Annotated in this window: 18 protein-coding genes; all 18 read right to left on the bottom strand. The window is 37.8% G+C overall.

Annotation, left to right across the window (positions count from 1 at the left end):
* Window positions 1–13 precede the first annotated feature (13 nt).
* A complete protein-coding gene (pgsA, locus tag QUE18_RS04640) occupies window positions 14–556 on the bottom strand; it encodes a CDP-diacylglycerol--glycerol-3-phosphate 3-phosphatidyltransferase (protein ID WP_008392950.1) in 543 nt (180 codons plus the stop codon).
* A complete protein-coding gene (rimO, locus tag QUE18_RS04635; RefSeq protein ID WP_009202814.1) occupies window positions 540–1886 on the bottom strand; it encodes a 30S ribosomal protein S12 methylthiotransferase RimO in 1347 nt (448 codons plus the stop codon). Before rimO ends, pgsA begins: the two co-directional genes overlap by 17 nt.
* A 5-nt stretch (window positions 1887–1891) precedes the next feature.
* Window positions 1892–2737 carry a bifunctional methylenetetrahydrofolate dehydrogenase/methenyltetrahydrofolate cyclohydrolase FolD gene (gene folD, locus QUE18_RS04630; protein WP_008392953.1) on the bottom strand — a complete coding sequence of 282 codons (846 nt, stop codon included), beginning with the start codon at window positions 2735–2737 and terminating at the stop codon, window positions 1892–1894.
* A 51-nt stretch (window positions 2738–2788) separates the two neighbouring features.
* Window positions 2789–4462: a formate--tetrahydrofolate ligase gene (locus tag QUE18_RS04625; protein ID WP_009264412.1), complete on the bottom strand. Its 1674-nt coding sequence runs from the start codon at window positions 4460–4462 to the stop codon at window positions 2789–2791.
* Window positions 4463–4475: 13 nt separating this feature from the next.
* Window positions 4476–6914 (bottom strand): FtsK/SpoIIIE family DNA translocase, encoded by a 2439-nt coding sequence (locus tag QUE18_RS04620; RefSeq protein ID WP_009202816.1) that lies wholly within the window; start codon window positions 6912–6914, stop codon window positions 4476–4478.
* Window positions 6915–7022: 108 nt separating this feature from the next.
* Window positions 7023–8510, bottom strand: a complete 1488-nt coding sequence (locus tag QUE18_RS04615) for a 4Fe-4S dicluster domain-containing protein (protein ID WP_009202817.1) — start codon at window positions 8508–8510, stop codon at window positions 7023–7025.
* Window positions 8511–8632: 122 nt separating this feature from the next.
* Complete coding sequence (locus QUE18_RS04610; protein ID WP_008392957.1) at window positions 8633–9283, bottom strand: ClpP family protease; 651 nt, start codon at window positions 9281–9283, stop codon at window positions 8633–8635.
* A gap of 129 nt (window positions 9284–9412) precedes the next feature.
* Complete coding sequence (locus QUE18_RS04605) at window positions 9413–12880, bottom strand: pyruvate carboxylase (RefSeq protein ID WP_009202818.1); 3468 nt, start codon at window positions 12878–12880, stop codon at window positions 9413–9415.
* Window positions 12881–13015: 135 nt separating this feature from the next.
* Window positions 13016–14914: a bifunctional 4-hydroxy-3-methylbut-2-enyl diphosphate reductase/30S ribosomal protein S1 gene (locus QUE18_RS04600; protein ID WP_009202819.1), complete on the bottom strand. Its 1899-nt coding sequence runs from the start codon at window positions 14912–14914 to the stop codon at window positions 13016–13018.
* Window positions 14915–14947: 33 nt separating this feature from the next.
* Window positions 14948–15610 (bottom strand): (d)CMP kinase, encoded by a 663-nt coding sequence (gene cmk, locus QUE18_RS04595; RefSeq protein WP_008392960.1) that lies wholly within the window; start codon window positions 15608–15610, stop codon window positions 14948–14950.
* 32 nt (window positions 15611–15642) lie between these two features.
* Window positions 15643–16860, bottom strand: a complete 1218-nt coding sequence (locus QUE18_RS04590) for a BaiN/RdsA family NAD(P)/FAD-dependent oxidoreductase (protein WP_009202820.1) — start codon at window positions 16858–16860, stop codon at window positions 15643–15645.
* Between the two features lie 28 nt (window positions 16861–16888).
* Window positions 16889–17917, bottom strand: a complete 1029-nt coding sequence (locus tag QUE18_RS04585; protein WP_009202821.1) for a Gfo/Idh/MocA family protein — start codon at window positions 17915–17917, stop codon at window positions 16889–16891.
* The gene (locus QUE18_RS04580; RefSeq protein WP_009202822.1) at window positions 17914–18924 is read right to left on the bottom strand and encodes an aldo/keto reductase; all 1011 of its coding nucleotides are present in this window, start codon (window positions 18922–18924) and stop codon (window positions 17914–17916) included. Before QUE18_RS04580 ends, QUE18_RS04585 begins: the two co-directional genes overlap by 4 nt.
* Before the next feature lie 41 nt (window positions 18925–18965).
* On the bottom strand, window positions 18966–19994 hold the full coding sequence (gene queA, locus QUE18_RS04575) for a tRNA preQ1(34) S-adenosylmethionine ribosyltransferase-isomerase QueA (RefSeq protein ID WP_008392964.1): 1029 nt from the start codon (window positions 19992–19994) through the stop codon (window positions 18966–18968).
* Between the two features lie 84 nt (window positions 19995–20078).
* Window positions 20079–21416 carry an MATE family efflux transporter gene (locus QUE18_RS04570; protein ID WP_207641988.1) on the bottom strand — a complete coding sequence of 446 codons (1338 nt, stop codon included), beginning with the start codon at window positions 21414–21416 and terminating at the stop codon, window positions 20079–20081.
* Between the two features lie 217 nt (window positions 21417–21633).
* A complete protein-coding gene (locus tag QUE18_RS04565) occupies window positions 21634–22758 on the bottom strand; it encodes a C40 family peptidase (RefSeq protein ID WP_009202824.1) in 1125 nt (374 codons plus the stop codon).
* A gap of 509 nt (window positions 22759–23267) precedes the next feature.
* Entirely contained in the window at window positions 23268–24944 is a 1677-nt protein-coding gene (locus tag QUE18_RS04560; RefSeq protein WP_009202809.1) for an aryl-sulfate sulfotransferase, read from the bottom strand.
* A 109-nt stretch (window positions 24945–25053) separates the two neighbouring features.
* Window positions 25054–25725, bottom strand: a complete 672-nt coding sequence (locus tag QUE18_RS04555) for a hypothetical protein (RefSeq protein ID WP_237967950.1) — start codon at window positions 25723–25725, stop codon at window positions 25054–25056.
* Window positions 25726–25770 lie beyond the last annotated feature (45 nt).

Here is a 25770-nt window from a genome sequence, read left to right as displayed (position 1 = left end):
TTCCTTTCTGGATCTAATTTCCTTCAGATAATACCTGTTTATTCTTCACCAAATAATCAACTAAAGAAATGATTGTCAGGGCTGTTGCAATGACGATCAAAATATTCTCGATCATCACAGCTGTGCTTGTCCCAAGATCAATGATCAGCATAATGATCATAAACATCTGAAAGTTTGTCTTAAATTTTCCCCAGTAGCTGGCTGCGATAACGATTCCATTATCAGAGGCGATCAGGCGGAATCCACTAATGATAAATTCTCTTGCAATAATAATGATCGCTACGATAGATGATAAACGGTGCATTCCAACTAATGCGATCATTGCAGAACAAACTAATAATTTGTCTGCCAATGGATCCATAAATTTTCCGAAGTTTGTTACCAGATTGTATTTTCTTGCAATATGTCCATCTAAAAAGTCTGTAAGACTCGCTAGAATAAATACAACAACTGCGATCCACTTGCTATAATCCCCTGCACAATCTGTCAGCAAGAAAAATAAGAATACCGGGATCATAAGTGTTCTTAAAATTGTTAACTTATTTGGTAAATTCATAATCTACTTCTCCTATCACATCATATTCTCTACCCTGAGTAATTTTAACATAAACAAAGTCTCCTGTCATCAATTCTTCTGGAGAATTTATAAAAACACATCCATCTACCTTTGGTGCATCCATATAAGAACGTCCAACGTAGATATCATCTTCAAATAAATATCCTTCTACCATGACTTTGATCGTTTTACCGACTAACTGCTGGGTATGTTCATAGGAAATCTCCTGCTGAAGACTCATCAGTTCATCTCTTCGTTCTTCTTTGACTTCTTCGTCGATCTGATCCTCAAATGTTGCTGCCAGTGTATCTTCTTCCGGTGAATAAGTAAAGACTCCTAAACGATCAAATTGACATTCTTCTACAAAGTTCATTAATCCTTCATGATCTTCTTGGCTTTCTCCTGGAAATCCAGTGATCAGTGTTGTACGGATCGTGATATCAGGAATCTCTTTACGAAGTTTCTTGATCACTGCTACAAGATCTTCTCTTGATGTTCTTCTTCCCATTCTCTGTAAGATACGATTCTCACTATGCTGAATCGGCATGTCAATGTAATTGCAGACTTTCTCTTCTGTCTTGATCACTTTGATCAGCTCATCTGTGATCTCTTCTGGGTAGCAGTATAACAGGCGGATCCATTCAATCCCTTCGATCTTGCAAAGTTCATGAAGTAATAACGGAAGCTGTTTTTCTCCTGTCAGGTCTTTGCCATACAGTGTTGTTTCCTGAGCTACCAGTACTAATTCTTTCACTCCTTCAGATGCTAAACGCTTTGCCTCATTCAACAGTTCTTGCATTGGAACACTTCTGAAACGTCCGCGGATCTTTGGAATGATACAATAGCTGCATCGCTTGTCACAACCTTCAGCAATTTTTAAATATGCCATGTGATTTCCTGTTGTTACAACACGTTCTACTTCAGAATTATCTGGAAGATAATCAATACTTTCGTAATGTTCAAAATGTTCCCCTGTATTTTCTTCTAATGCGGTATTCACTGCTTCTACGATAGAATCATAACTTGTTGTTCCAAGAACTGCATCAATCTCTGGAATCTCTTTTAAGATATCGTCTTTATAACGTTCTGCGAGGCATCCAGCAACAACCAATGCCTTCAGATTCTGTTCTTTATACTGTGCCATCTCTAAGATCGTATTGATACTTTCTTCTTTGGCATCATGGATGAAACAGCATGTATTAATTACAATAACATCTGCCTGTGTCTCATCGTCGGTCAAAGTGTAGCCATGCTTGGTCAAAAGGCCAAGCATAACTTCACTGTCTACTAAGTTTTTATCACATCCAAGCGAAATAAATAATATCTTCATTTCTCTTACTCTCCAAACAATTTCTTAGATTCTACACAGTTTTTCATTAACATTGCGATCGTCATTGGTCCAACTCCACCTGGAACTGGTGTGATCGCAGATGTCTTTGGTGCAACTTTGTCATAATCTACGTCACCACAAAGTTTGTTATTTTCATTTCTGTGGATTCCAACATCAATGACAACTGCTCCATCTTTTACATAAGAATCATCAATAAATTTTGGTTTACCAATTGCTACAACCAAGATATCTGCACGTTTGCAGACTTCTTTTAAGTCTTTTGTATGAGAATGGCATACAGTCACTGTTCCGTTCTCACGTAATAATAACATTGCCATAGGTTTTCCTACAATGTTACTTCTTCCGACTACCACACATTCTTTCCCATCAATTTCGACACCAGAACGTTTTAATAACTGGATCACTCCGGCTGGTGTGCATGGTAAGAATCCTTTTTCTCCGATCACCATATTTCCAACACTGACTGGATGGAATCCGTCAACATCTTTCTTAGGATCGATTGCTAATAATACTTCATCTTCATCCAAATGTTTTGGAAGTGGAAGCTGTACTAGGATTCCGTTGATCTTAGGATCCTTATTGCATTTATCCACGATCGCCATTAATTCTTCCTGTGTTGTCTCTTCTGGAAGCTCATAGCTTACAGACTCGATTCCTACATACTCGCAGGCACGTTTTTTATTGCGTACGTAAACACTTGATGCAGGATCTGCTCCTACCTGAATAACAGCAAGCGCAATATCTTTTCCCTCTGCTTTCAGCTGCGCTACTTCTTCTTTTACTTCATCTTTGATTTCCTGAGAAATCTTCTTTCCATCAATAATCTGCATTGTATTTCCTCGTCATTTCTTTTAAGTATATATTGGCTTTATTTTTGTTGATTAGAATAATCCTGTGATAACTCCATCGTCATTTACATCGATTCCTTCTGCTGCTGGTTTCTTTGGAAGTCCAGGCATTGTCATGACATCACCTGTCAAGGCTACTAAGAATCCTGCACCTGCATTGACATAGATCTCACGGATCGTAATATCAAATCCTTCTGGGCGTCCAAGCTTCTTAGGATCATCAGATAAAGAATACTGGTTCTTCGCCATACAGATTGGAAGATTTCCATACCCAAGTTCAGTCAGTCTCTTCTTCTGACGTGCTGCAGCTGCTGTGTATACAACTTTATCTGCTCCATAAATCTTAGTTGCGATCGTTTCGATCTTTTCTTCTATCGTTGTATCATCATATGTATATAATGGTTTGTAATTGCTTTCTTTATTATCTAATGTACGAAGGATTGCTTTGGCAAGTTCGATTCCACCTTCTCCACCTTTTTCCCATACCTGAGATAATGCAAAATCACAATCTCTTTCTTCGCAGAAATTCTTGATAAATGTAAGTTCTGCCTCTGTATCTGTTGCAAACTGGTTTAATGTTACAACAACAGGAACTCCAAACAATTTTAAGTTCTCGATATGTTTTTCAAGATTTACGATACCTTTGCTTAACGCATCGATATTTTCTTCTGCCAGATTGTCTTTTGGAACTCCACCATTGTATTTTAAAGCACGTACAGTTGCTACTAATACAACTGCATCTGGGTGAAGATCAGCCATCTGACACTTAATATCCATAAATTTCTCTGCACCAAGGTCAGCACCGAATCCTGCTTCTGTAATTGCGATATCTGCTAATTTTAACGCTAATTTTGTAGCCTGTACGCTATTACATCCATGTGCGATATTGGCAAATGGTCCACCATGTACGAATGCTGGTGTATGCTCTAATGTCTGGATCATATTTGGTTTAATAGCATCTTTTAATAATGCCGCCATAGCTCCAACTGCATTCAAGTCTTTGGCTGTGACTGGTTCACGGTCCATGTTGTATGCAACGATGATCTTTCCTAAACGTTCTTTTAAATCTGCCATATCATTTGCAAGGCAAAGAATTGCCATGATCTCAGATGCTACTGTGATGACAAAATGATCCTCACGGACAACACCATCCACACGACGTCCAAGTCCGATGACTGTATTTCTTAATGCACGATCATTCATATCAATACATCTCTTCCATACAACATCTCTTGTATCGATATTTAATTTGTTTCCCTGCTGAATGTGATTATCAAGCATTGCTGCTAATAAGTTGTTTGCAGATGTGATCGCATGAAAATCCCCTGTAAAATGAAGGTTTAAATCTTCCATTGGTACAACCTGTGCATATCCACCACCGGCTGCTCCACCTTTGATACCAAAACATGGTCCAAGAGATGGCTCACGAAGAGCACAGATTGTTTTCTTTCCAAGTTTGTTTAACGCCTGGGATACTCCGACACTTGTTGTTGTCTTTCCTTCACCTGCTGGAGTTGGGTTGATCGCTGTCACAAGAACAAGTTTCCCATCTTCGTTATTCTTAACTTCATCCATGAAATGAGAATCAAATTTGGCCTTGTATTTTCCATATAATTCAAGGTCGTCTTCTTTGATTCCGATATTCGCTGCAACTTCTTTGATCGGTAATAATGTGGCTTCCTGTGCAATTTCAATATCTGTTTTCATAATAGTTTCCTTTCTATAGATAATCTTCTTTGTATTGTTCAAATTGTTCTTCGCTCATAAGAACTTTCCTTGGCTTGGTTCCTTCTTCTTCTCCGACGATTCCTGCTTCGCATAACTGATCCATTAGTCTGGCTGCACGGTTAAATCCAATCTTAAAGACTCTTTGAAGACTTGCGATCGAAGCCTTGTCTTTGTCAATAATAAACTCAGCTGCTTTTTCAAAATATTCATCCCTTTCCTGCGATGTTGCTGCTTTGACCGCAGCTGTCTGAATCTTTTCCTGAATGTCTGCACCATAGCTGTCTTCGGCATTATTTTCTTCCTTTAAGAATTCTACAACCTTGCTGACTTCTTCATCACTGACAAATGCACCTTGTACACGGATTGGTTTCTGATATCCAGATGGATAAAACAGCATATCACCTTTTCCTAATAACTTTTCTGCACCATTCATATCGATAATTGTTCTTGAATCGACTCCTGATGATACTGAAAATGCAATTCTTGAAGGTACATTCGCTTTGATCAGGCCTGTAATGACGTTAACAGATGGTCTCTGTGTTGCGATCACCAGATGAATTCCTGCTGCCCTGGCAAGCTGTGACAGGCGCACGATCGCATCTTCTACTTCACCCGGTGCAACCATCATAAGGTCCGCAAGCTCATCTACAATGATAACGATCTGCGGAAGTTTCTTAAAATCTTCCCCTTCCATACCATTCTTGATCGATTCCTCGACCTTCTCATTATATCCAGTTAAGTTTCTTACATTCACTTCTGCAAACTTCTTATATCGCTCTCCCATCTCCATCACAGCCCAGTTTAACGCACTGGATGCCTGCTTCGGATCTGTAACGACCGGAATCAGCAAGTGTGGAATTCCCTGATATGCACTTAATTCTACGACCTTTGGATCGATCATGATCAGTTTCACTTCATCTGGCGTTGCCTTGTATAAAATACTCATGATCAATGTATTAATACAAACTGACTTACCAGAACCTGTTGCTCCTGCGATCAAAAGATGCGGCATCTTGGAAATATCTGACACGATCACCTGTCCAGCAAGGTTCTTTCCTACTGCAAATGCAATCTTTGATCTTGCCTGTGCAAATTCCTGATTCTCGATCAGTTCCCTGAACATTACCATCTGGTTTGTCTTATTCGGAACTTCGATTCCAATTGCTGATTTACCTGGAATCGGTGCTTCAATTCGAATATCTGCTGCTGCAAGATTTAACTTAATATCATCCGCAAGATTTACGATCTTGCTGACTTTCACACCTTGTTCTGGATGTAATTCAAACTGTGTAACGGATGGTCCACAGCTAATATTGGTAATTGTAACATGAACTCCGAAATCTTCCAATGTTTTTTGCAGTTTTTGTGCAGTCTGACGAAGTTCTTCTTTGTTATTTCCCGCTGTTTTCTTTCCTTTCTCCAATAAAGATACTGGTGGAAACTTATAATCTCCTTCTTTAGTCCGAACCTGCGGAAGAATCTCCACTGGTTTCGATGGTGTATTCTTATCCTTATTCACAAAAGATTTCTTCGATGCATTCGGCTGTACTGGTTCAAATATTTCTTTTGGTTCTTTGTCTGTTTCTTCTTGAACGATCAGATCATCAAAATCCTTCTGTATCGGTGTTTGTTTTGTTTTCTCTTCTGGTTCCATAGGAGGCATTGGAGATGCCTGTGATGGTTTCGGTCTTCCAGATCGCAAATCCGGAATATGCATCGATCGTTTCTTTCTCGGTGCTGTTTCTTTATCCTCTTTGGACACCTCTTTTGCTTTTCGTTTCTTCTTCGCTAGTCGTTCTTCTATATCTTCTTCATATCCTTCTACTGTAAAGAAATCAACTGCTTTCTTAAGGAAAGAAAGTAAGGATCTCTCTGTTACAAGGATCAATGAGATTACAGAAATCAATAAAACAACCAAAACACTTCCTGCCCCTCCCAGTTCCTTATAAAGGATTGAACAGATCAATGCACCCAGATACCCGCCTCCTCTGTGGGTTCTTCCACTAAATACAAAGGCTGAATAAGCATCTCTTACTTCTATATTATATATCATCTGAAAAATTGTGGATACCATACATAACAGCAGGATCGCAAAACATGTCTTCTTCACTGCAAGACTGCTGTAATCATTGGAGATCAATAAAATTGCCAGAATAAAGCTTACCGCCGGAATGATGTAATGAGTCGTTCCAAACGCTCCAAAGAAAAATGTACTGATGCTGTTTCCTATGTATCCGCATATTCCAAAATTACTTAAAAATAAAAAAATGAAAAGAGCAAAAACAACTAATACTGCAATCTCTTTATAAAACGGTGCAAAATCTTTTTGTCTTGTGCGTGTCCGTTTCTTTGCAGAAGATGTCTTCCTCTTTCTTGTCTTCTTTGTTGCCATAGAAATTGTTACCTCTCTTTGTATACATTTTGTATACATAATCTGCGTATTTTCTTATTTTACAATTAATTATCAAAATACGCAAGTCCCACCGTGAAAAAGGGAAATGTATTTATCTCCCATACATTTCCCTTTTCTTTTAACATCTTAATATTGTGCAGTTTCTGGAGGTACAAAATCTTCCGCTTCTTTTACAAATTTCTTAACCTGAATTTGTGCTTTCACAACAGGTATATTAGTTCCGGCTCCTGCAACACATCCACCTGGACATCCCATTCCTTCGATCAGATAGCCCTTTTTCTTCCCTGCTTTCGCCTGTAGAAGCATCTTCTTACACTCTGCGAGTCCTTCCACATGATCGATCTTTACTTCTGTTCCAGGATAGTATTCATCAATACATGCCTTGATCGCTCCAGCTACTCCGCTCGCAACCGCATACCCACGTCCTGCTCCAAAGGCATCATTTAACTCTTCTTCTTTTTCATATGTGTTAAAATCAATTTCTTTCGCATCAAACATTCCAGCCAGTTCTTCAAATGTGATCACAAAATCGACCTCACTTCGCACTGTCCGTCTGGATGCTTCTAACTTTTTGGCAACACATGGCCCTACAAAAACAATTTTTGCATTTGGAGATGTAATCCTTGCCGCTCTTGCCGTTGCTACCATTGGTGTTAGTGCATTAGAAATTTCATCGATCACCTCTGGAAAATATTTCTTTCCAAGCATAGACCATGATGGGCAGCATGATGTCAGCAAGAATGGTAGTTTCCCTGTAGCTACACTTTGAACATAATGCTTTGCCTCTTCTAGTGCCCCTGCGTCTGCTCCAACTGCAACTTCCCACACATCTGCAAACCCAATATCAAAAAGTGCAGCTTTAATCTTATTTGGCGTTGCTTTTGGTCCAAATTGTCCGACAAATGCAGGTGCTAAGATCGCGATCACTTCCGCACCTTCGTTCATTGCCTTGATCAACTGGTAAATCTGGGATTTATCTGCAATTGCTCCAAACGGACAATTTACCATACACATACCACAAGAAACACATTTATCTGGATTGATCTTAGCTCTTCCTGCATAATCTGTTTCAATCGCTCCAACCCCACAGGCATTTGCACAAGGACGTTTTCTTTCATAAATCGCACCATATGGACAAACCTTTTTACATTGTCCACATTTGATACATTTTTCCTGATCGATATAAGAATATCCATCCTTAAAACTAATTGCCTTCTTCGGACAAACTTCCATACACGGATGTGCCATGCATCCCTGGCACTGCTCTCCTACAATAAATGCCTTCTCCTTACATTCATTGCATGCAGATGGAATTACCTGAAGAAGTGGCGGCTCATAATATTTCTCTGAAATATTGCTCTCATCAATTTCTTTCGTAATTCTTGTTGGTTTATCCGCTGGATTTAATGACATTCCCATGGCAAGCCTCAATCTCTCACCTACGATCGCTCGTTCTCTGTAAATGCTATCTCGATATTTTGCAACTTCTCCAGGTATGATCTCATATGGAAGATCTTCAAGATCCTGTAGGTTCCTTTGTTCGTAGCCAAACTTTGCGATCTCTTTGAAAATTCTTCTTCTCACATTCCGAACTGGTGTCTGTATTCCTCTCATGATATTCCCTCCTCTAATGATGCCTTAAGATAGTTTGTGTTTTTTTTAACATACTTGTTATTCTTATCATATACCAAAACAGGAATTTTATAAAGGTATTATCTGTTTTTTATTCAAATTTTCTATTTATTTTCAGACTGATTAATTATTTCAATCAATCTGTCTGTTGCTTCTTTTATTCCACCCATCTCATCGATCAATCCTTCTTTCACTGCCTCCTCCCCTGAAAGGATCATACCAACATCTTTTACCTGCTGTCCAATATGAAGCATCAATTCTTCAACTCTTTCCTTTTTCATTTTACAATGATCACTAATAAATGTCGTAATCCGATCTTGAATCTTTTCAATATTACGATAACTTTGAATAACTCCGATAAATGTTCCAGAACTTCTCACTGGATGAATCATCATTGTTGCGCTTTTCACAATAAAAGAATGATCTGCTGCCACAGCAAGCGGTACTCCGATCGAATGACTTCCTCCAAGAACAAGCGATACGGTTGGTTTGCTTAGAGATGCGATAAGCTCTGCGATCGCAAGTCCACATTCTACATCTCCACCGATCGTATTGATCAAAATTAAGATTCCTTTTATACTTTCATCCTGCTCAACCTTTGCTAAAGCCGGTATCATATGTTCATATTTTGTTGTCTTTGCATTTTGTGCAGATAACTGATGCCCTTCGATCTCACCAATGATAGTCATTGTAAAAATCCCATTTTCCTGCAACTGTCCAAATTTTTCTATTTCTTGTCTCTCATTATCTTTCATACCAAAATCTTACCTTCCTGTATCATATTTTTTATCTTTATTATTTAGAACGATGCTCTGCAATTTGCACTAAAAAAAGAAGGAAGCATCTTCTTACTTCCTTCTTTAGTATGAAATCTAATTCAATTTCTATTCATCAATTTCAAAAGAGATTAACAGATCTTCCTGATTTACCTGTTCTCCTTCTTTGACATAGATCTTATCAACTTTACCATTGACGGTAGAAACAACAGTTGTCTCCATCTTCATAGCTTCAACTGTCATCAGCGGCATATTCACTGTGACCTCATCACCTTCATTGACAAGAACTTTACCAACTGTTCCTGGAATTGTGGATCCAAGATGTGCAGGATTAGATTTATCTGCTTTAACTCTTCGGTCTGTCTTAACCTCTAAATTCTTATCAAGAACTTTGATCTCACGGATAGATCCATTTACTTCAAAGTCTAACAGTCGGTATCCATCTTCATCAGGCTCTGTCATATCGATAAATTTGATGATCAGATATTTACCTTCATCTAATTTCAGTGTTGTCTCTTCACCTTTTCTTAATCCATAGAAATATACGTGACTTTCAAGTCCTGTTACATCATTGTAAGCCTCAAAATGTCTACAGTAATCTTCATATACTTTTGGATATAACGCATAGCTTAATGTCTTCTGACTTAAGACATCTGGATCTTCCATATTCTCTGTATAGAAGTTTTCTTTTAATCCCTTTGCGATATAATCAAAATCTTCATCTGGTAATAAACTTCCTGGACGCACATCAATCGGTTTCTTATCTTTTAATACGATCTTCTGTAATTCTTCTGGGAATCCACCTTCTGGCTGTCCGATCATACCTTCAAAATATTCTACAACAGAATCTGGATAAGATAAATCTTTACCAACTTCTAAGATATTCTCTTTTGTTAATCCATTCTTGAACATAAAGATCGCAAAGTCTCCAACAACTTTAGATGATGGTGTTACTTTAACGATATTTCCAAGCAGCTGGTTCGCATCTTTATATAAACCTTTGATCTCTTCAAAGTCTTCCGCTGCACCCATTTCTTTTACCTGTGCTAACAGATTAGAGTACTGTCCACCTGGAATCTCATATTTGTAAATCTCTGTATTTGGCGCATCCATTCCGCTCTCAAACTGTTTGTAGATTGGACGGATTCTTGCATAGTACTGACTTAATTCTGTTAATTCATCTGGATTAAGTCCTGTATCTCGCTCTGTTCCTTTTAATGCTTCTACTAATGAATTCATACATGGGTTACTTGTCATAGAACTCATAGAACCAATCGCACAGTCAGCGATATCTAGTCCTGCTTCAGATGCCATTAATAATGTGCTGACACCATTTCCAGTAGAATCATGTGTATGAAGATTAACTGGAATATTTAATTCTTCTTTTAATGCACTAATAAGTTTCTTCGCTGCATATGGTTTTACAAGACCTGCCATATCTTTGATCGTAAAGATATGAACACCTAAGCTTTCTAATTCTTTGGCTTTCTTTACATAGTAATCTAATGTATATTTTGTCTCGTTTGGATCTGTGATATCTCCTGTGTAGCAGATCGTTCCTTCTACGATCTTACCTGTCTTTAATGCTGTCTCGATCGGCATCTTCATATTCTCAACCCAGTTTAAGCTGTCGAAAATACGGAACACATCTACACCTTTTTGTGATGCTTCTTCGATGAATTTCTTAACAACATTATCTGGATAGTTGCTGTATCCTACAGCATTGGATGCTCGAAGTAACATCTGGATCAATGTATTTGGCATATGTTGTCTTAATAATTTTAATCTCTTCCATGGAGACTCTTTTAAGAAACGATAAGCTGTATCATAAGTAGCCCCACCCCATGCCTCTACAGAGAATGCATTCTCCATAAATGCGTTTGTCGCATCAGATGCTCCGATCAGATCTTTTGTTCTCATACGTGTTGCCATTAAAGACTGCTGTGCATCACGCATTGTTGTATCTGTGATCAGTAATCTCTTCTCATTTAACAGGCTCTGTGTGAAGTCTTTAGCTCCCATCTCTAAGAACTTGTCTCTGGAACCATAAATCTTCTTCTCTGTATCATACTTTGGAAGAATTCTTGCTTCAAAATCTGGTTTGTCAAGAACGGCTTTCTGCACATTCACCATCTTATTTCCTAAAAATTCAAGGATCTTTGTTGCTCTGTCCTGACTTTCTGGAAGTAAGAATAATTCTGGCGTTTCTTCAATAAATGTTGTATAGCATCTTCCCTCACGGAATGTCTCATTATTTAATACATTGATCAAGAATGGGATATTTGTCTTAACTCCACGAATACGAATCTCTTTTAATACACGGATAGATTTGTCAACCGCTCTTCCAAATGTACGATCATGAGAGATCGCTTTTACCAATAAGCTGTCATAGTATGGTGTAATCTCTGCTCCTGCATATGCGTTACCACCATCTAATCGAATACCGTTACCAGCTCCAGAACGATATACCGTGATCTTACCTGTGTCTGGCAGGAAGTTATTCATTGGATCTTCTGTTGTGATACGTGTCTGAATAGAGTATCCATTACATGTCACTTCCTCCTGAGATCCAATACCGATCTCTTCAGAATCTAAAGAATATCCTTCTGCTACAAGAACCTGTGTCTGTACGATATCGATTCCTGTTACCATCTCTGTGATCGTATGTTCTACCTGTACACGAGGGTTCATCTCGATAAAGTATGCATTATTATCTGCATCTACCAGGAACTCTAATGTTCCAGCATTCTTATATCCTACATGTTTTGCAAGACGGATAGATGCTTCAAAAATCTGCTGTCTTACTTCTTCTGGCACGCTGAATGCTGGTGCATATTCTACAACCTTCTGATGTCTTCTCTGTACAGAGCAGTCACGGTCATATAAATGAACAACATGTCCATACTGGTCACCAATGATCTGAACCTCGATATGTTTTGGACTCTTTAAGTATTTTTCAACGAAAATCTGATCGTCTCCAAATGCTTTCTTGGATTCATCTCTTGCTTCTGCATATTCTTTTGGCATCTCTTCGGCTGAATGAACGATACGCATTCCACGTCCTCCACCACCATTGGAAGCCTTTAACATTACAGGATATCCAACTTGGTTCGCAATCTTAGTCACTTCTTCCAGTCCGTGAACCGCATGGTCTACACCAGGAATGATTGGAACATCAGCTTCAATTGCCATCTGTTTGGAAGAAATCTTATCTCCCATCTTACGCATTAAGCTTGAGGATGGTCCGATAAATGTGATTCCATTCTTCTCACAGGCATCTACAAAGTCAGGATTCTCTGATAAAAATCCATAACCTGGATGAATTGCATCTACGTTCTTCTCTTTTGCAATACGAATGATCGTATTGATGTCAAGATAGGCATCGATTGGTCCTTTGTCCGGATTCAACTGATAAGATTCATCAGCTTTAGAACGGAATAAGGCATAACGGTCTTCTTTTGAAAAGACACCAACCGTTGTAATTCCAAGTTCATTTAAAGCTCGGAAAACTCGGATCGCAATCTCACCACGGTTTGCAACCAATACTTTTTTAAACTTCTTTAATTCCATGGTCATAACTCCTTTTCGAGGTTTATCATTTTAAAAAAATGTATTTTTAAAACTGATTATATCGCAAAACTTGTTTTTTTACAATACTTGTACGAAAAAAGAACCCTGATTTATAAAAATCAGGATTCTTTGATAAAGATCTTATTCTTCTGTTTTTTCTTCTTCGTTAGCTAATGCTTTCATACTTAAGCTGATCTTCTTATCGTCTTTCTTGAAGTCAACTACTTTAGCTTCGATTTCCTGTCCAACGCTTAATACGTCAGATGGTTTGTCGATATGTTCTTTTGCGATCTGAGAAACGTGAAGAAGTGCATCGATTCCTGATTCTAACTCAACGAATGCTCCGAAATCTGTCATACGTGCAACTTTACCTGTTACAACACTTCCTACTTTGTATTTCTCTTCTGCTTTTAACCATGGATTCTCTTCTGGGAATTTTAAGCTTAATGCAATCTTTTCTCCCTGAATATCCTTGATCAGAACTGTTACTTTATCTCCAATATTGAAGACCTTCTTAGGGTTTTCAACACGTCCCCAAGACATTTCAGAAATGTGAAGAAGTCCGTCTGCTCCACCTAAATCGATGAATGCACCGAAGTCTGTTACATTCTTAACAACTCCTTCTACTTTCATTCCTGCTTCGATCTTCTCGAATAATTCTTTCTGTTTTTCTTTCTTAGCAGCTACTAATAACTGTTTGCGGTCTCCGATGACTCTTCTCTTACGAGGGTTGAACTCGCTGATAACGAATTCGATTTCCTGTCCTTCGTATTTCTTTAAGTCTCTTTCATAAGAATCAGAAACTAAGCTTGCAGGGATGAATACACGTGCTTCTTCGATCAGTACGCTTAATCCACCATCTAAAACCTGAGCTACAGGTGCTTTTAAGACTTCTTTATTCTCGAAAGCTTCTTCTAAACGTTTGTTTCCTTTTTCAGCTGCTAATCTCTTATAAGTAAGAAGAACCTGTCCTTCTCCATCATTCACTTTTAATACCTTAGTCTCCATAGTATCACCAACTTTAGCAACAGTTGTTAAATCTACGTTGGCTGAATCATTAGAGTATTCACTTCTTGTTAAGATACCATCTGCTTTGTATCCGATGTTTAAGATGATCTCATCTGGTTTCACATCGATAACTGTACCTTTCACTACCTCTCCGTTGTGAATTGTCACAAAACTTTCCTCTAATAATTCTTCAAAACTCTTTTCTGTCATGCTAGCATGAACCTCCTTGATAATTTTCTGTGGGGTTGAGGCCCCCGCTGTAATACCTACCTTACCAGTCGATTCAAAAAGTTTCAAATCCAGGTCTCTAAGTGTCTGCACAAAAAAGGTGTTCTCACACTCTTTCTTACTAATCTCATATAACTTCTGGCTGTTGGAGCTTTGCTTATCTCCGATCACAACCATTGCATCTACACCCTTAGCGATAGACTTTGCTTCCAGTTGACGCTCTTCCGTGGCATTACATATTGTATTACATACTCCTATATCATAACCCTTTTTATTCAGAATTTCAACTAAATCTTGAAATTTCTTGTAATTAAATGTCGTTTGTGATACAAGAGTCGTCGGCTTGTTAAGATTGATCCCTTCAAACTGCTCTGCATCTGAGATAATATGCACTTCTCCAGTACACCATCCTTTGATTCCCTGAACTTCTGGGTGGTGCTCACTTCCAACGATGATCACCTGATCACCATCGTTGCCCGCTTTCTCTACGATCTTATGGATCTTTCTGACAAATGGACATGTTGCATCAACTAATTCCAATCCTTTTTCATGGATCAGATCATAAATTTCTCTCGCAACTCCATGGGAACGTATGATAACCGTTCCTTCTTCCAAAGCTTCTAATTCTTCTCTGGAATTGATCACTTCCACGCCCTTTTTCTTCAGATCATTAACAACCTCTGAATTGTGAATGATCGGCCCGTATGTGTATACATTTTTCTTTCCTGCTTCTTTATATACAGTGTCAACAGCACGCTTCACGCCAAAACAAAACCCTGCTGTTTTTGCTAAAATAACTTCCATCTTTATCCTCACTGCTTGCAAATAAACTTTTTATTATTTTACTTTTTCAAATTCTGCAACGATCGCATCAACAACTTCTTCGATCGTCATATCAGAAGAATCAACCAGCACTGCATCTTCTGCCTGTTTTAGCGGTGCGATCTCACGTTCCATATCCTGACGGTCACGGATAATGATATCTTCCTCAATCTTATCGAAATCAGCCTCTACACCTTTTTCTACCAATTCTTTGTAGCGGCGCTCGGCTCTTACTTTAGATGATGCAGTTAAATAAATCTTTAAATCGGCATTTGGCAGTACGTTTGTTCCGATATCTCTTCCATCCATTAAGATATTAGCCGTCTTGGCAAGATCTCTCTGAAGATCTAATAGTGTTGCTCTTACCATTTTATATGCAGATGTCTTCGAAGCCATATTTCCAACTTCCTCGGTACGGATCAGTCCATTTACATTTTCCCCGTTTAATAACACCTGCTGCACTCCATCTTCATAGTTGATACTTACATGAATATCTGGACATGCTTTGTTGATTGCCTCTTCATCCTTTGGATCGATCTCATGTCTGATGAAATAAAGAGCCATCGCACGGTACATTGCTCCTGTATCCACATAAATAAATTCTAATTTCTTTGCAATTGTTTTTGCAATCGTGCTTTTTCCTGCTCCTGCTGGTCCATCAATCGCAATACTATACATTATCTTTTCCTCCTGATCTGCTTCCTAATATATTAATTCATTCCTGCAAGATATCCTGTTGACCATGCGATCTGAAGGTTAAACCCACCTGTGACCGCATCAAGATCTAATACTTCCCCTGCAAAATATAATCCTTTGATCTTCTTTGATTCCATCGTCCCCGGATCGATCTCTTTGACGTTAACTCCGCCTTGTGTAATGATCGCTTCTTTAAATCCACGAACTCCTGTAATTGTAAGTTCTAAATGCTTTAATAAAGAAACAAATCGTTCTCTTTCCTTCTTTGTGATCTCGTTGACTTTCTTATGCTCTGGAATTCCTGATAACTCTATCATAACAGGAATCAGCTTCTTCGGCAAAAGATGATCTAAGGAATTTACAAAATCTTTGTTTAATGTCTTATTAAAATCTTTTAATACTCTGTGATCTAACTGTTCTTTGTTAAGTGCTGGTTTCAAATCAATGATAAATTTTAATTCTTTGCCCTGATATCTTCCAATATAACTACTTGCACTTAAAACAACTGGTCCACTGATTCCAAAGTGTGTAAAGAGCATTTCCCCAAAATCTTCGTAAATCTTCTTTCCATCTGCAGTCATTGTCACTGCGACATTTCTTAAAGATAATCCCATCAACTGTTTACAATAATCTTCTTTGATCTCAAACGGAACAAGTGCAGGCGTAAGTTTTGTCACTTTATGTCCTGCTTTTCTTGCAAAATCATATCCATCTCCAGTCGATCCGGTTGCCTGATAGGACATACCTCCTGTTGCAACAACGACTTTATCTGCCTTCACTGTGTCTCCAGATGCCAATCTTACTCCTGTTACAATTCCATCTTCGATCAGAATCTTTTTGACAGTTGTATTGAAATATATGTCAACATTTTCTTTTCTAAGACCTCTTTGTAATGCTGCAATAACATCAGAAGAATGATCAGATACAGGGAATACACGATTTCCTCGTTCCACTTTCAGAGGGCATCCAAGTTCTTCCAAGAATTCCATCATTGCATCATTTGTAAAAGAATAGAAACCACTGTATAAAAATTCTTTGTTGGTCACAACGTGATCTAACAGCTCTTCGATCTCACAGGCATTTGTCACATTACAGCGTCCTTTTCCTGTGATAAAAATCTTCTTTCCTAATTTTTCATTTTTTTCATATAAGGAAACATCGTTTCCACATTTTGCTGCCTGATATGCAGCCATCATGCCGGCAGCTCCGCCACCGATAATGATCACTTTCATAGATTACTTCCTTCTATTTAATTTAATTCTAAAATTCAATTCCAGCTTTCTTTCGTGCTGTCTCAAGTACTTTCACAACCGCAACTGTCTCCTCCAAAAATTCTTTTGCCGTCTCATAATCTTTTTCATCAATGACTCTTGCAAAATCTGTAAATTCCTGTGTCATGCGGTGGTGATGCTCTGGAGCCTTATAATCTTCTGTGATCGTTGCACGAACCATCGCTCCTGCTGCATCTTTTACTTTTTCTTTGATATTTTCATCTGCATAAACCGTCTTTAATTCAGAAGCAATGTTTGGTTTAGAATCTACTTTCATAAAACCTTTTTCACCCTGAACACAGACGTATCCTGGACTGTCTGAATCTTTACTTCCTGTACAAACCGCACTGAATCCATCATACTGCATCACAAGTGTTCCTGATGTATCAATTCCATTTGGTCCGATATTTGGATAATATGTCGCATCCTTTGGCTCTCCAAATAATCCTACACAATAATGAATATTATAGACGTTGATATCATATAATGAACCTCCATAATATGCAGGATCAAAAGAATGTGTGATATCTCCTTCTAAATATGCATCGTAACGGCTGGAGTACTGAGAATAATTACAAAGTGCCATACGGATATTTCCCAGTTTATTCAGGTTCTTTTTCATCTCATAAAACACTTCGTTGTGAAGTACTGTGATCGCTTCAAAGATAAATAATTTCTTGTCATTTGCAATCTGCTCTAAATCCTTTGTTTCTTCATAAAATCCAGTAAATGGCTTCTCGAGGATGACATTCTTTCCTGCCAATAATGCCTGTTTTGCATATGGATAATGAGCACTGTTGATCAGTCCTATGTAAACAGTATCTGCTTCTGTCTTTTCAAGTAATTCTTCATAGTCTGTGTAAACTTCTTTGATCGCATACTGTTTTGCAAGTTTTTCCGCCTTATCTCTGCTATGTGGTCTTGCAAAAATCGCTGTTCTCTCAATTGTTTCTACTGGTTCCATTGCAAACAATGCATCTTCAATAATCTTTCCTGTTCCAATAAGTGCAAGTTTCATAAGCTTTCCTCCATTTCATATCTTATAATAATGTTTCTATATCTTTTTTTCATTTGAACAATATCTGCCTCTTCCAAAGATACGCCCAATGCCTTGGCATTATCTTCAATCTGCTTCGGTTTCCTCGCTCCACCAAGAATATGCAGTCCATCCATCATCTGAGAAGTCAATGCGATTACTAGATTACTGTATGAGCACTCATATTTTCCTAGATATTTTTTCCAGTCCTCTAAGATATCCAATACCTTTTTTCTTGTCTCAGGCTGAAAAGATGGATTATTATTTCTTACATCTCCATTTGGAAATGTTGTATCCATTGTAAACTTACCTGTAAGCAGACCTTGTTCCAATGGAGAATACGCCTGTATTGACACACCAAGTTCCTTGCATACTGGCAATAATTCTTTCTCCACTTTTCTTGTCACAATACTGTATTTTTCCTGGATCACATCAAGCTGTCCATATTGACAATATTCCCTGATATCTTCTTCTGTAACATTTGACGCACCAATAGCTCTGATCTTACCCTGTTTTTTAAGTGTCATCAATGCATCCATTGTCTCTTCGATCGGATAAAGTTTCTTATCTGTTGTCTGCCAGTGTGTATACAACACATCAATATAGTCTGTTCCAAGTGTTAAAAGACTATGATCTAAATCCTCAATGATACTTTTCTTTGAAAGGTCACGATAGACTTTCGTTCCATCGACTTCTTTATGAAAAACTGGTGTTTCATGTCTCCACTCCAGTGCACACTTTGTAGATAATATAATCTGCTCTCTTTTTCCTTTGATTGCTTTTCCCACCACATCTTCACTGTGATATAATCCATAAATTGGCGCTGTGTCGATCCATTTGATTCCAAGATCGATCGCCCTTTGAATCGTTTTGACAGAGAGTTCGTCATCATTGTCTCCCCACCAGCTTCCACCACCGATCGCCCATGTTCCCATTCCTAAGAATGGTACTTTTATTCCACTTTTTCCAATTTCGATCAAATTTGCCATTGTGACTCCTTTCTAAGATATCCTTTTATAATAAATTCTTCTTATGGATGAATGAACATCGCATCCCCGAAAGAGAAGAATCTGTATCTTTCTTTTACAGCGATATTATAAGCATTTAAAATATGTTCTCTTCCTGCGAGTGCAGAAACTAACATTAATAATGTAGATTCTGGCAGATGGAAGTTTGTGATCAGTCCATCGATCACTTTAAATTTGTATCCTGGATAAATGAAGATGTCTGTCCATCCGCTCTTTGCATGCAGAGTTCCATCTTCTTCTGCAACAGATTCCAAAGTTCTTGTACTTGTTGTTCCAACAGAAATAACTCTTCCACCGTTTTTCTTTGTCTCATTGATAAGTTCTGCATCTTCCTCTTCAATTCTATAAAATTCAGAATGCATATGATGCTCTAAAACATCATCAACTTTTACTGGACGGAATGTTCCAAGTCCAACATGAAGTGTTACATATGCGATATTAACTCCCATGTCTTTGATCTGTTGTAATAATTCCTTTGTAAAATGAAGTCCGGCAGTTGGTGCTGCGGCTGAACCATCATATTTGGCGTAAACTGTCTGATAACGATTCTTGTCTTTTAATTGATGTGTGATATATGGTGGTAATGGCATCTGTCCAAGTTCGTCTAACACTTCCTCAAAAATGCCTTCATATTCAAACTTCACCAAACGATTTCCTTCATCAACAACATCAATGACTTCTCCAACTAATTTTCCATCTCCAAAAGAAATCCTTGCTCCCGGACGTGCTTTTTTCCCTGGCTTTACAAGAGTTTCCCATACATTGTCCTGTTTTCTCTTGAGAAGTAAAACTTCAACTTTACCGCCAGTCTCTTCTTTGGCTCCGATCAGTCTTGCAGGAATTACTTTTGTGTTATTCAACACAAGACAGTCTCCCGGTTTTAAATAATTTACAATATTATGGAAGACATCATGTCCGATCTCTCCTGTATTTTTATCTAATGTTAATAATCTGGAACTTGATCTGTCCTCAAGTGGATCCTGAGCGATCAATTCTTCTGGTAAATCAAATGTAAAATCTGATACTTTCATTTTATTTGTATCCCTTCTATATTATTTCTTGATCATTCAAATACATTTCAGTATAACACGAACCGTCATCATCCGCAACGAACATCAGATCACCTGATGAGCAAGCCATTTTCTATTTTTAAATCGTATTGTATAAATAATTCCACGGATCGTCCAGTCTGTAAACATTCCGATCCACACTGCGATCGGTCCCATATGAAAAACTCTCGCAAGTACCATAGCAAGTACAACTCTGCAAAGCCACATGCACAGCATGGAGGTCGTCATTGTAAATCTAACATCTCCTGCTGCCCTGAATCCATATGGTGGAATAAATGCCATGATCCACACGATCGGTTTTACGATCGTGATACATGTTACCATGAATATACAAAGTTTTGCACTCTCTGGTTCCATGCCTCCAAAATATGTGATCGGATAAGTAAGCCCAAACATCAAAAGACATGTAGCGATCAATACAACTTCTGCTGCAATGGAAATCTTCTTTATATAATAAACTGCTTCTTCTTTTTCTCCTGCTCCAAGACATTCTCCAACGACTGTCATCAATCCGATTCCCATTCCGATCGACATGATACCATTCAAATTCTCGATGATATTGGTCATTCCCTGTGCCGCGATCGCCGCCGTTCCCATCAAAGATACCGTTGACTGGATCGCAAGCTTTCCAAATTGGAACATTCCATTTTCAATTCCTGATGGAACTCCGATATGTAAGATTCGTTTGATCTCTTCCCATTCTGGACGAATCGAAAAATAGTCTCTAAGCTGTATCTTCATCTTCGGATTTCTCAATTTATAAAGCACCGCAACCATTGCAAATGCTCTGGCGATCATCGTCGCTGCAGAAGAACCTGCTACACCCAAATGCAATACCCATACAAATATCAGATTCAATGCAACATTAATGCCATTTGCAACAAAAGAAATCTGCATCGGAAGTTTGCTGTTCTCCTGTGCTCTTAAAATACAGGCTCCGTCATCGTACAATGCGATAAATGGATAAGACATGGCCGAAAAGAAGAAATACTTCTTCGCATTGTCCATAACCGCTGGTTCCACCTGTCCAAATATCACTCCAAGAAGCTGATCGCTGAATAAATGACACGCGATCGCAATGACCAATGACATTGCGAATGTAATAAACACTAACTGCCTGGCTGCATTCGTTGCTCTCTCTTTCTTCTCACATCCAAGATAATGAGAGCAAACAACCGTACCACCTGAAGCCAGTGCAAAAAATGCCTGAACTACCAGAATATTAATGGAATCTACCAGACTGACAGCAGAAATCGCTGCTGATCCTAAATTGCTGACTACAAGGGTATCTACCGTACCCATAAACGAATTTAAAAGCTGATCAACTGCCAGTGGTAACATGAGGGCGATCAGCTTTTTGTTTGTAAATCGTCTTTGTTTCATCTTTTTCTTTTTACATCTCTTTTCTATCTTTATTTTCCTAACCAAAATATACCTTTTTACATTCTATAAATATGGGATTGTTATGTCAATATAGGAAATATAATTTTTTATTTTCATGTCTGGTATATCAAAAAAGGAAGAGCGCACAAGAATGATTCTGCATGAATCTTCCTTTTACGCTCTTTCCATATAAATACTGTATTGATAATTTTTCTAGCTATCCTATGATACGTCTTGCACAGATTGGTGTTCTGTAATTTACGTTTGAAATCTTAATTCCTCCTCGCGGATATGGTGCGGAATTACTTGCATGTACTACCTGACCACCGCCGATATAAAGTGCCACATGATCAATGCTTCCACCATCTCCATAGAATACCAGATCACCAGCTCTTAAATTGCTCGTAGATACTGCTCTTCCATCACCAGACTGGGAACTGCTCGTACGACTGATACTGTATCCAAATTTCGCCATAATCTGCTGCGTAAATCCAGAACAGTCAATTCCGCTGGTTAAGCTATTTCCACCATATCGGTATGGATTTCCAACAAACTGCTGCGCATAACTTACGATCCTGCTTCCTGTTGCTGATGAGCCACTAGATGATACGGATACGGAAGCTTTCTTTGTTGTCTGTGTGGAACCTGTTGTACTTCCAGATGTTGTTCCAGTATTAGAAGTATGACTGCTTGATGTTGTGGATACTGGCTTATTTCTGGCTGCTTCTTCTGCTCTTTTCTTCGCCTCTTGTTCTGCCTGAATCTGCTTCATGGATTTCGCTTTTCCAAAAGAGTATGTTACTTTGGCATAATCTTTTGACACATATCCTGTCTGGCCATCAACCTTGACTTTTGCCCAGTCATCGGTCTGTTTCTTCACTTTTAATTTATCATCTTCAGATACCAATGTAACAATCTTTGAATCCGTAGATGCTTTCTTACGAACTCTTAATGTTTCCGTCTGAACTTTCGCCACCTTTTTCACATTTTGTTTCGCAAAGTTTTCAATCTCATCGCCAAATACAAGATACTGATTTTTTACATATCCTGTAACATTTCCTGATCTTACTTTTGACCATTCAGATCCTTTCTTCAGCACAGTTGCAATATTACCCTTTTTCATTTTTCCTACGATCTTTGCATTTATACTACCCTTTTTTCGGATATTTAATGTTGTTGTAGAATAAATATCTGCAACTGCTTTATTCGCATATTTACTTTCCGTTGCTGTATTTGTTTCTTTTGTTGTATCTTTCTCATCTGCTTTTATATTTCCTGTCGTCAACACACTCGCAGCAATCGTAAGCATCGCCATCGACAGTCTCATTTTCCTCGTTATCATAATGTCCCTCCTGTAAATGTTACAATTTTGTTAACTCGAGTATGTGTGTATTATAGCACTTATATGTAGTATGTCAATACTTTCGATTATTATTTTGTAATATTTTTGTAATATTTAGTCTATTTTTGTAATATTATGTCGAGGATTGTTTTTTCTTGATACTTATACTCCGACAGAACCGATAACATTCAACATACACACTCACTTAAATTGTCCAATCTTGTAATTGTCCACACTCCAGACTTCAGGTATATGATAAAAATTAAATAAGCAACCGAAAACGCAGCATTGGAATTTTGCCATATTTTGAACAAATTCGCAGCCCAATTGGACGAATGTCTGAGCTTCAAAGACTTTTGTCTAAAACAAAACTTCAGAGCGAGTTCTCGTAGGAAATTGGGCGGATAAGCGATTTGTTCAAAATGTGAGCAAAATTCCACCGCTGCGTTTTCGGTTGCTTATTTAATTTTTATCATATACTGAAAGACTATAGTTGGCCAACTTACAACTTAAAATTCATACTTCATCACGCGATATGAATATTTATCTGCTTCATATTCAAAGGACTTGATCAGTTTTCCATCTTTATCATACTCTCCAAATGTCTTACTCATTCCACTACTAAACGGAATATTCCCCCCTAAATGCTGCACACTGCTTACGATTGCCGAATAAGGCAAACTAAATTGCTGTGCAAGTTTATAAGTCCTTGTCTTCTCATCTACAAGAAATTTTGAGTAATAAGAAGTTCCACTTTTAAAGTTTCCCACATTCGGATACATACTCCAGTCAAAAGTTGGAATAGATGTTGCCTTTCCATAGTTGTTATTAAACATATATAAATAATATTGTCCTTCTGGAAGGGAATCGTCATATTCTACAGTGATCATATGCTGTCCTGCATTTGCAACGAAGTCTCCTTCTCGTTTTAACTGATATTTGGCAATATCTGTTCCATTATAGATTGTTCCACGATGGATCACATAGTCTAATTCTGGTTTTGTGTAAATATTTTTAATCTTAAGGATTGAACTTTGTTCTCTGCTGCTTAAGACCAAACTATTACCATCATCTAGAAAATCAAAAGAATTAATGTGTATCCAGTCTAGTTCAGTTCCTCCATAAGTATTTCTACCACCTTTTCTCTGGATCGCCAGTTTTCTCATTAACGGCAGAATTTTTTCACAGTCAAAGAGCATACTTGTCTTTCCTGTCTTTACATCCACCTGTACGATCGTATCTTCAATCGTATCTTTGTCCAGATTATTTACCAGACAAATGATCTTATCGTGTTTCTTGTCATAACGGAAATCGTGATGAAATTGATAATTCCCAATATCAATGGTCCTTGTCACTTTTCCTATACAATTCGTAAATGCAATTTTATTATAGTCATAAGAATATACCAGCTGTCCTTTGATAAATAAAAAGCGGTCTGTACGATATTTGTTCAAAGGCATTCTTCCCCTGCTCACTCCATTATTATCATACAGATAGATGTTTGACACATCCGCTTTATCATGTCCAAACAGGCAAAACAGGCCATCGCTCATCTTTGCTTTGCTTGTCCCTGTATTCTTCTTAAGAATTGCAGGAATGACATCATCTTTCAGTGCTGTCACGTAGAAATGTGTTTTCCCGACAGCTCTTCCATTTTCATTAAAGAATTGCATTGTGATCTTATTCTTCGCTCCTGGAACAAGTCCTTTGATCTGATATTCATGTGTTGTCACATATTTCTTTCCAGATACAGATTTCAATGTACGTTTGTATGGACTCGCACCTGCTTCGCTGGCTTCTACAGTACATACTGCATAAGATGCACGATCATTTTTTGCATAATAGTACAAAGATGTTGTGTATGTTCCATATGCATTCCAGACGATTAAGGGCTTATTGAAAGTATAATTTTTGCCTTTCTTTAATGCTTTCAACTGATCATCCGTTTCTTTTTGATAACTTTGTGTAAAGATATCTGTCTGTTTGTGCGTTATGCTTTTTGGAGTTACTTTGATTTCTTTTTCTTTCACACTCTTGAAGAATTCCTCTTCCTTGTAATTGTGATAAGCTTTGGTTCCAAAGAAAATTGCTGTTGCACATAAAGCGATCAATACGATCATAATCCCCACACGTCTTCTTCTCTTTTGACGTTCCCTCTTTACAATTTCCTTTACAGTTTTCATCATGTTGTCCTCCTTAAAGTTATTTCTATGGTATTATGTCATATTTTTGTAATATTTGCAACTTTTTTGTTATATAATGAAAAAATTTCCTGTATTTGTATGTTATCCAAACTTAGATTTTAAATACACCTACTGCGTTTTCCAAAAAGAAAAGAAGATCTTCCACGTCAAAAACTCTCACGTTCTTTACTGCATCTTTTGGTACTTTCATATATGTTTTTAATTCTTTTAACACCTGCTTTACATCCTCATAATCAACTTCTTTGATCCCAGGATTTGATATATTGGGATCAAGTGTTGTCGGAATCTGATAACGATTTACAAGGTACATATTCATCTTTGTGTAGTCCCCATAGTAGTATTTCTCTGAGAAAAAATCCTGCTTTGATAATCTTTGTCCTGTCCGTTTTAATAAGACATCTTTTACCATATCTCTTCTTTCTTCTCTCTCATCTTGTGCATTTCGAAACTCTACGATCCTTGGCATATAGTATTTGAAAAATCTTCGATCGATGTAGAGATGAAAGAGATATCCGACCACACTGCTGTTTGATAGAAGATGCTTATATTTCTTGATAAACCAGCTTGTTTCCGGGTATTCTATCATGCGATCGTGATATTTTGGATCTCTGAAATGGGATCTTGCTTTGATCTTTGTTGTATCTGGCAGAAGATTTCCGATCAGAAAATTATTTTTATCTTGTTTTGTCTTTAAAAATTTCTGTCCTTTTTGTGTCTTTAGAAACATCTGGGCAGCAGTTAAATGTAAAATGTATCCTGGCATGATTGTTTCGTTTCTCCTTTGTTGTATCAGTTTGTTTTCCATTCC

The sequence above is a fragment of the Anaerostipes hadrus ATCC 29173 = JCM 17467 genome (assembly GCF_030296915.1).
GTDB classification, from domain to species: Bacteria; Bacillota; Clostridia; order Lachnospirales; family Lachnospiraceae; genus Anaerostipes; species Anaerostipes hadrus.
The sequence above is the reverse complement of the archived record's forward strand: the minus strand, read 5'-3'. Positions and strand labels throughout refer to the sequence as shown.

Excerpts from the sequence above, each read along its gene's own strand:
- pgsA (WP_008392950.1), bottom strand. The coding sequence starts at position 556 with ATGAATTTACCAAATAAGTTAACAATTTTAAGAACACTTATGATCCCG.
- rimO (WP_009202814.1), bottom strand. The coding sequence starts at position 1,886 with ATGAAGATATTATTTATTTCGCTTGGATGTGATAAAAACTTAGTAGAC.
- folD (WP_008392953.1), bottom strand. The coding sequence starts at position 2,737 with ATGCAGATTATTGATGGAAAGAAGATTTCTCAGGAAATCAAAGATGAA.
- QUE18_RS04625 (WP_009264412.1), bottom strand. The coding sequence starts at position 4,462 with ATGAAAACAGATATTGAAATTGCACAGGAAGCCACATTATTACCGATC.
- QUE18_RS04620 (WP_009202816.1), bottom strand. The coding sequence starts at position 6,914 with ATGTATACAAAATGTATACAAAGAGAGGTAACAATTTCTATGGCAACA.
- QUE18_RS04615 (WP_009202817.1), bottom strand. The coding sequence starts at position 8,510 with ATGAGAGGAATACAGACACCAGTTCGGAATGTGAGAAGAAGAATTTTC.
- QUE18_RS04610 (WP_008392957.1), bottom strand. The coding sequence starts at position 9,283 with ATGAAAGATAATGAGAGACAAGAAATAGAAAAATTTGGACAGTTGCAG.
- QUE18_RS04605 (WP_009202818.1), bottom strand. The coding sequence starts at position 12,880 with ATGACCATGGAATTAAAGAAGTTTAAAAAAGTATTGGTTGCAAACCGT.
- QUE18_RS04600 (WP_009202819.1), bottom strand. The coding sequence starts at position 14,914 with ATGGAAGTTATTTTAGCAAAAACAGCAGGGTTTTGTTTTGGCGTGAAG.
- cmk (WP_008392960.1), bottom strand. The coding sequence starts at position 15,610 with ATGTATAGTATTGCGATTGATGGACCAGCAGGAGCAGGAAAAAGCACG.
- QUE18_RS04590 (WP_009202820.1), bottom strand. The coding sequence starts at position 16,860 with ATGAAAGTGATCATTATCGGTGGCGGAGCTGCCGGCATGATGGCTGCA.
- QUE18_RS04585 (WP_009202821.1), bottom strand. The coding sequence starts at position 17,917 with ATGAAACTTGCACTTATTGGAACAGGAAAGATTATTGAAGATGCATTG.
- QUE18_RS04580 (WP_009202822.1), bottom strand. The coding sequence starts at position 18,924 with ATGGCAAATTTGATCGAAATTGGAAAAAGTGGAATAAAAGTACCATTC.
- queA (WP_008392964.1), bottom strand. The coding sequence starts at position 19,994 with ATGAAAGTATCAGATTTTACATTTGATTTACCAGAAGAATTGATCGCT.
- QUE18_RS04570 (WP_207641988.1), bottom strand. The coding sequence starts at position 21,416 with ATGAAACAAAGACGATTTACAAACAAAAAGCTGATCGCCCTCATGTTA.
- QUE18_RS04565 (WP_009202824.1), bottom strand. The coding sequence starts at position 22,758 with ATGATAACGAGGAAAATGAGACTGTCGATGGCGATGCTTACGATTGCT.
- QUE18_RS04560 (WP_009202809.1), bottom strand. The coding sequence starts at position 24,944 with ATGATGAAAACTGTAAAGGAAATTGTAAAGAGGGAACGTCAAAAGAGA.
- QUE18_RS04555 (WP_237967950.1), bottom strand. The coding sequence starts at position 25,725 with ATGCCAGGATACATTTTACATTTAACTGCTGCCCAGATGTTTCTAAAG.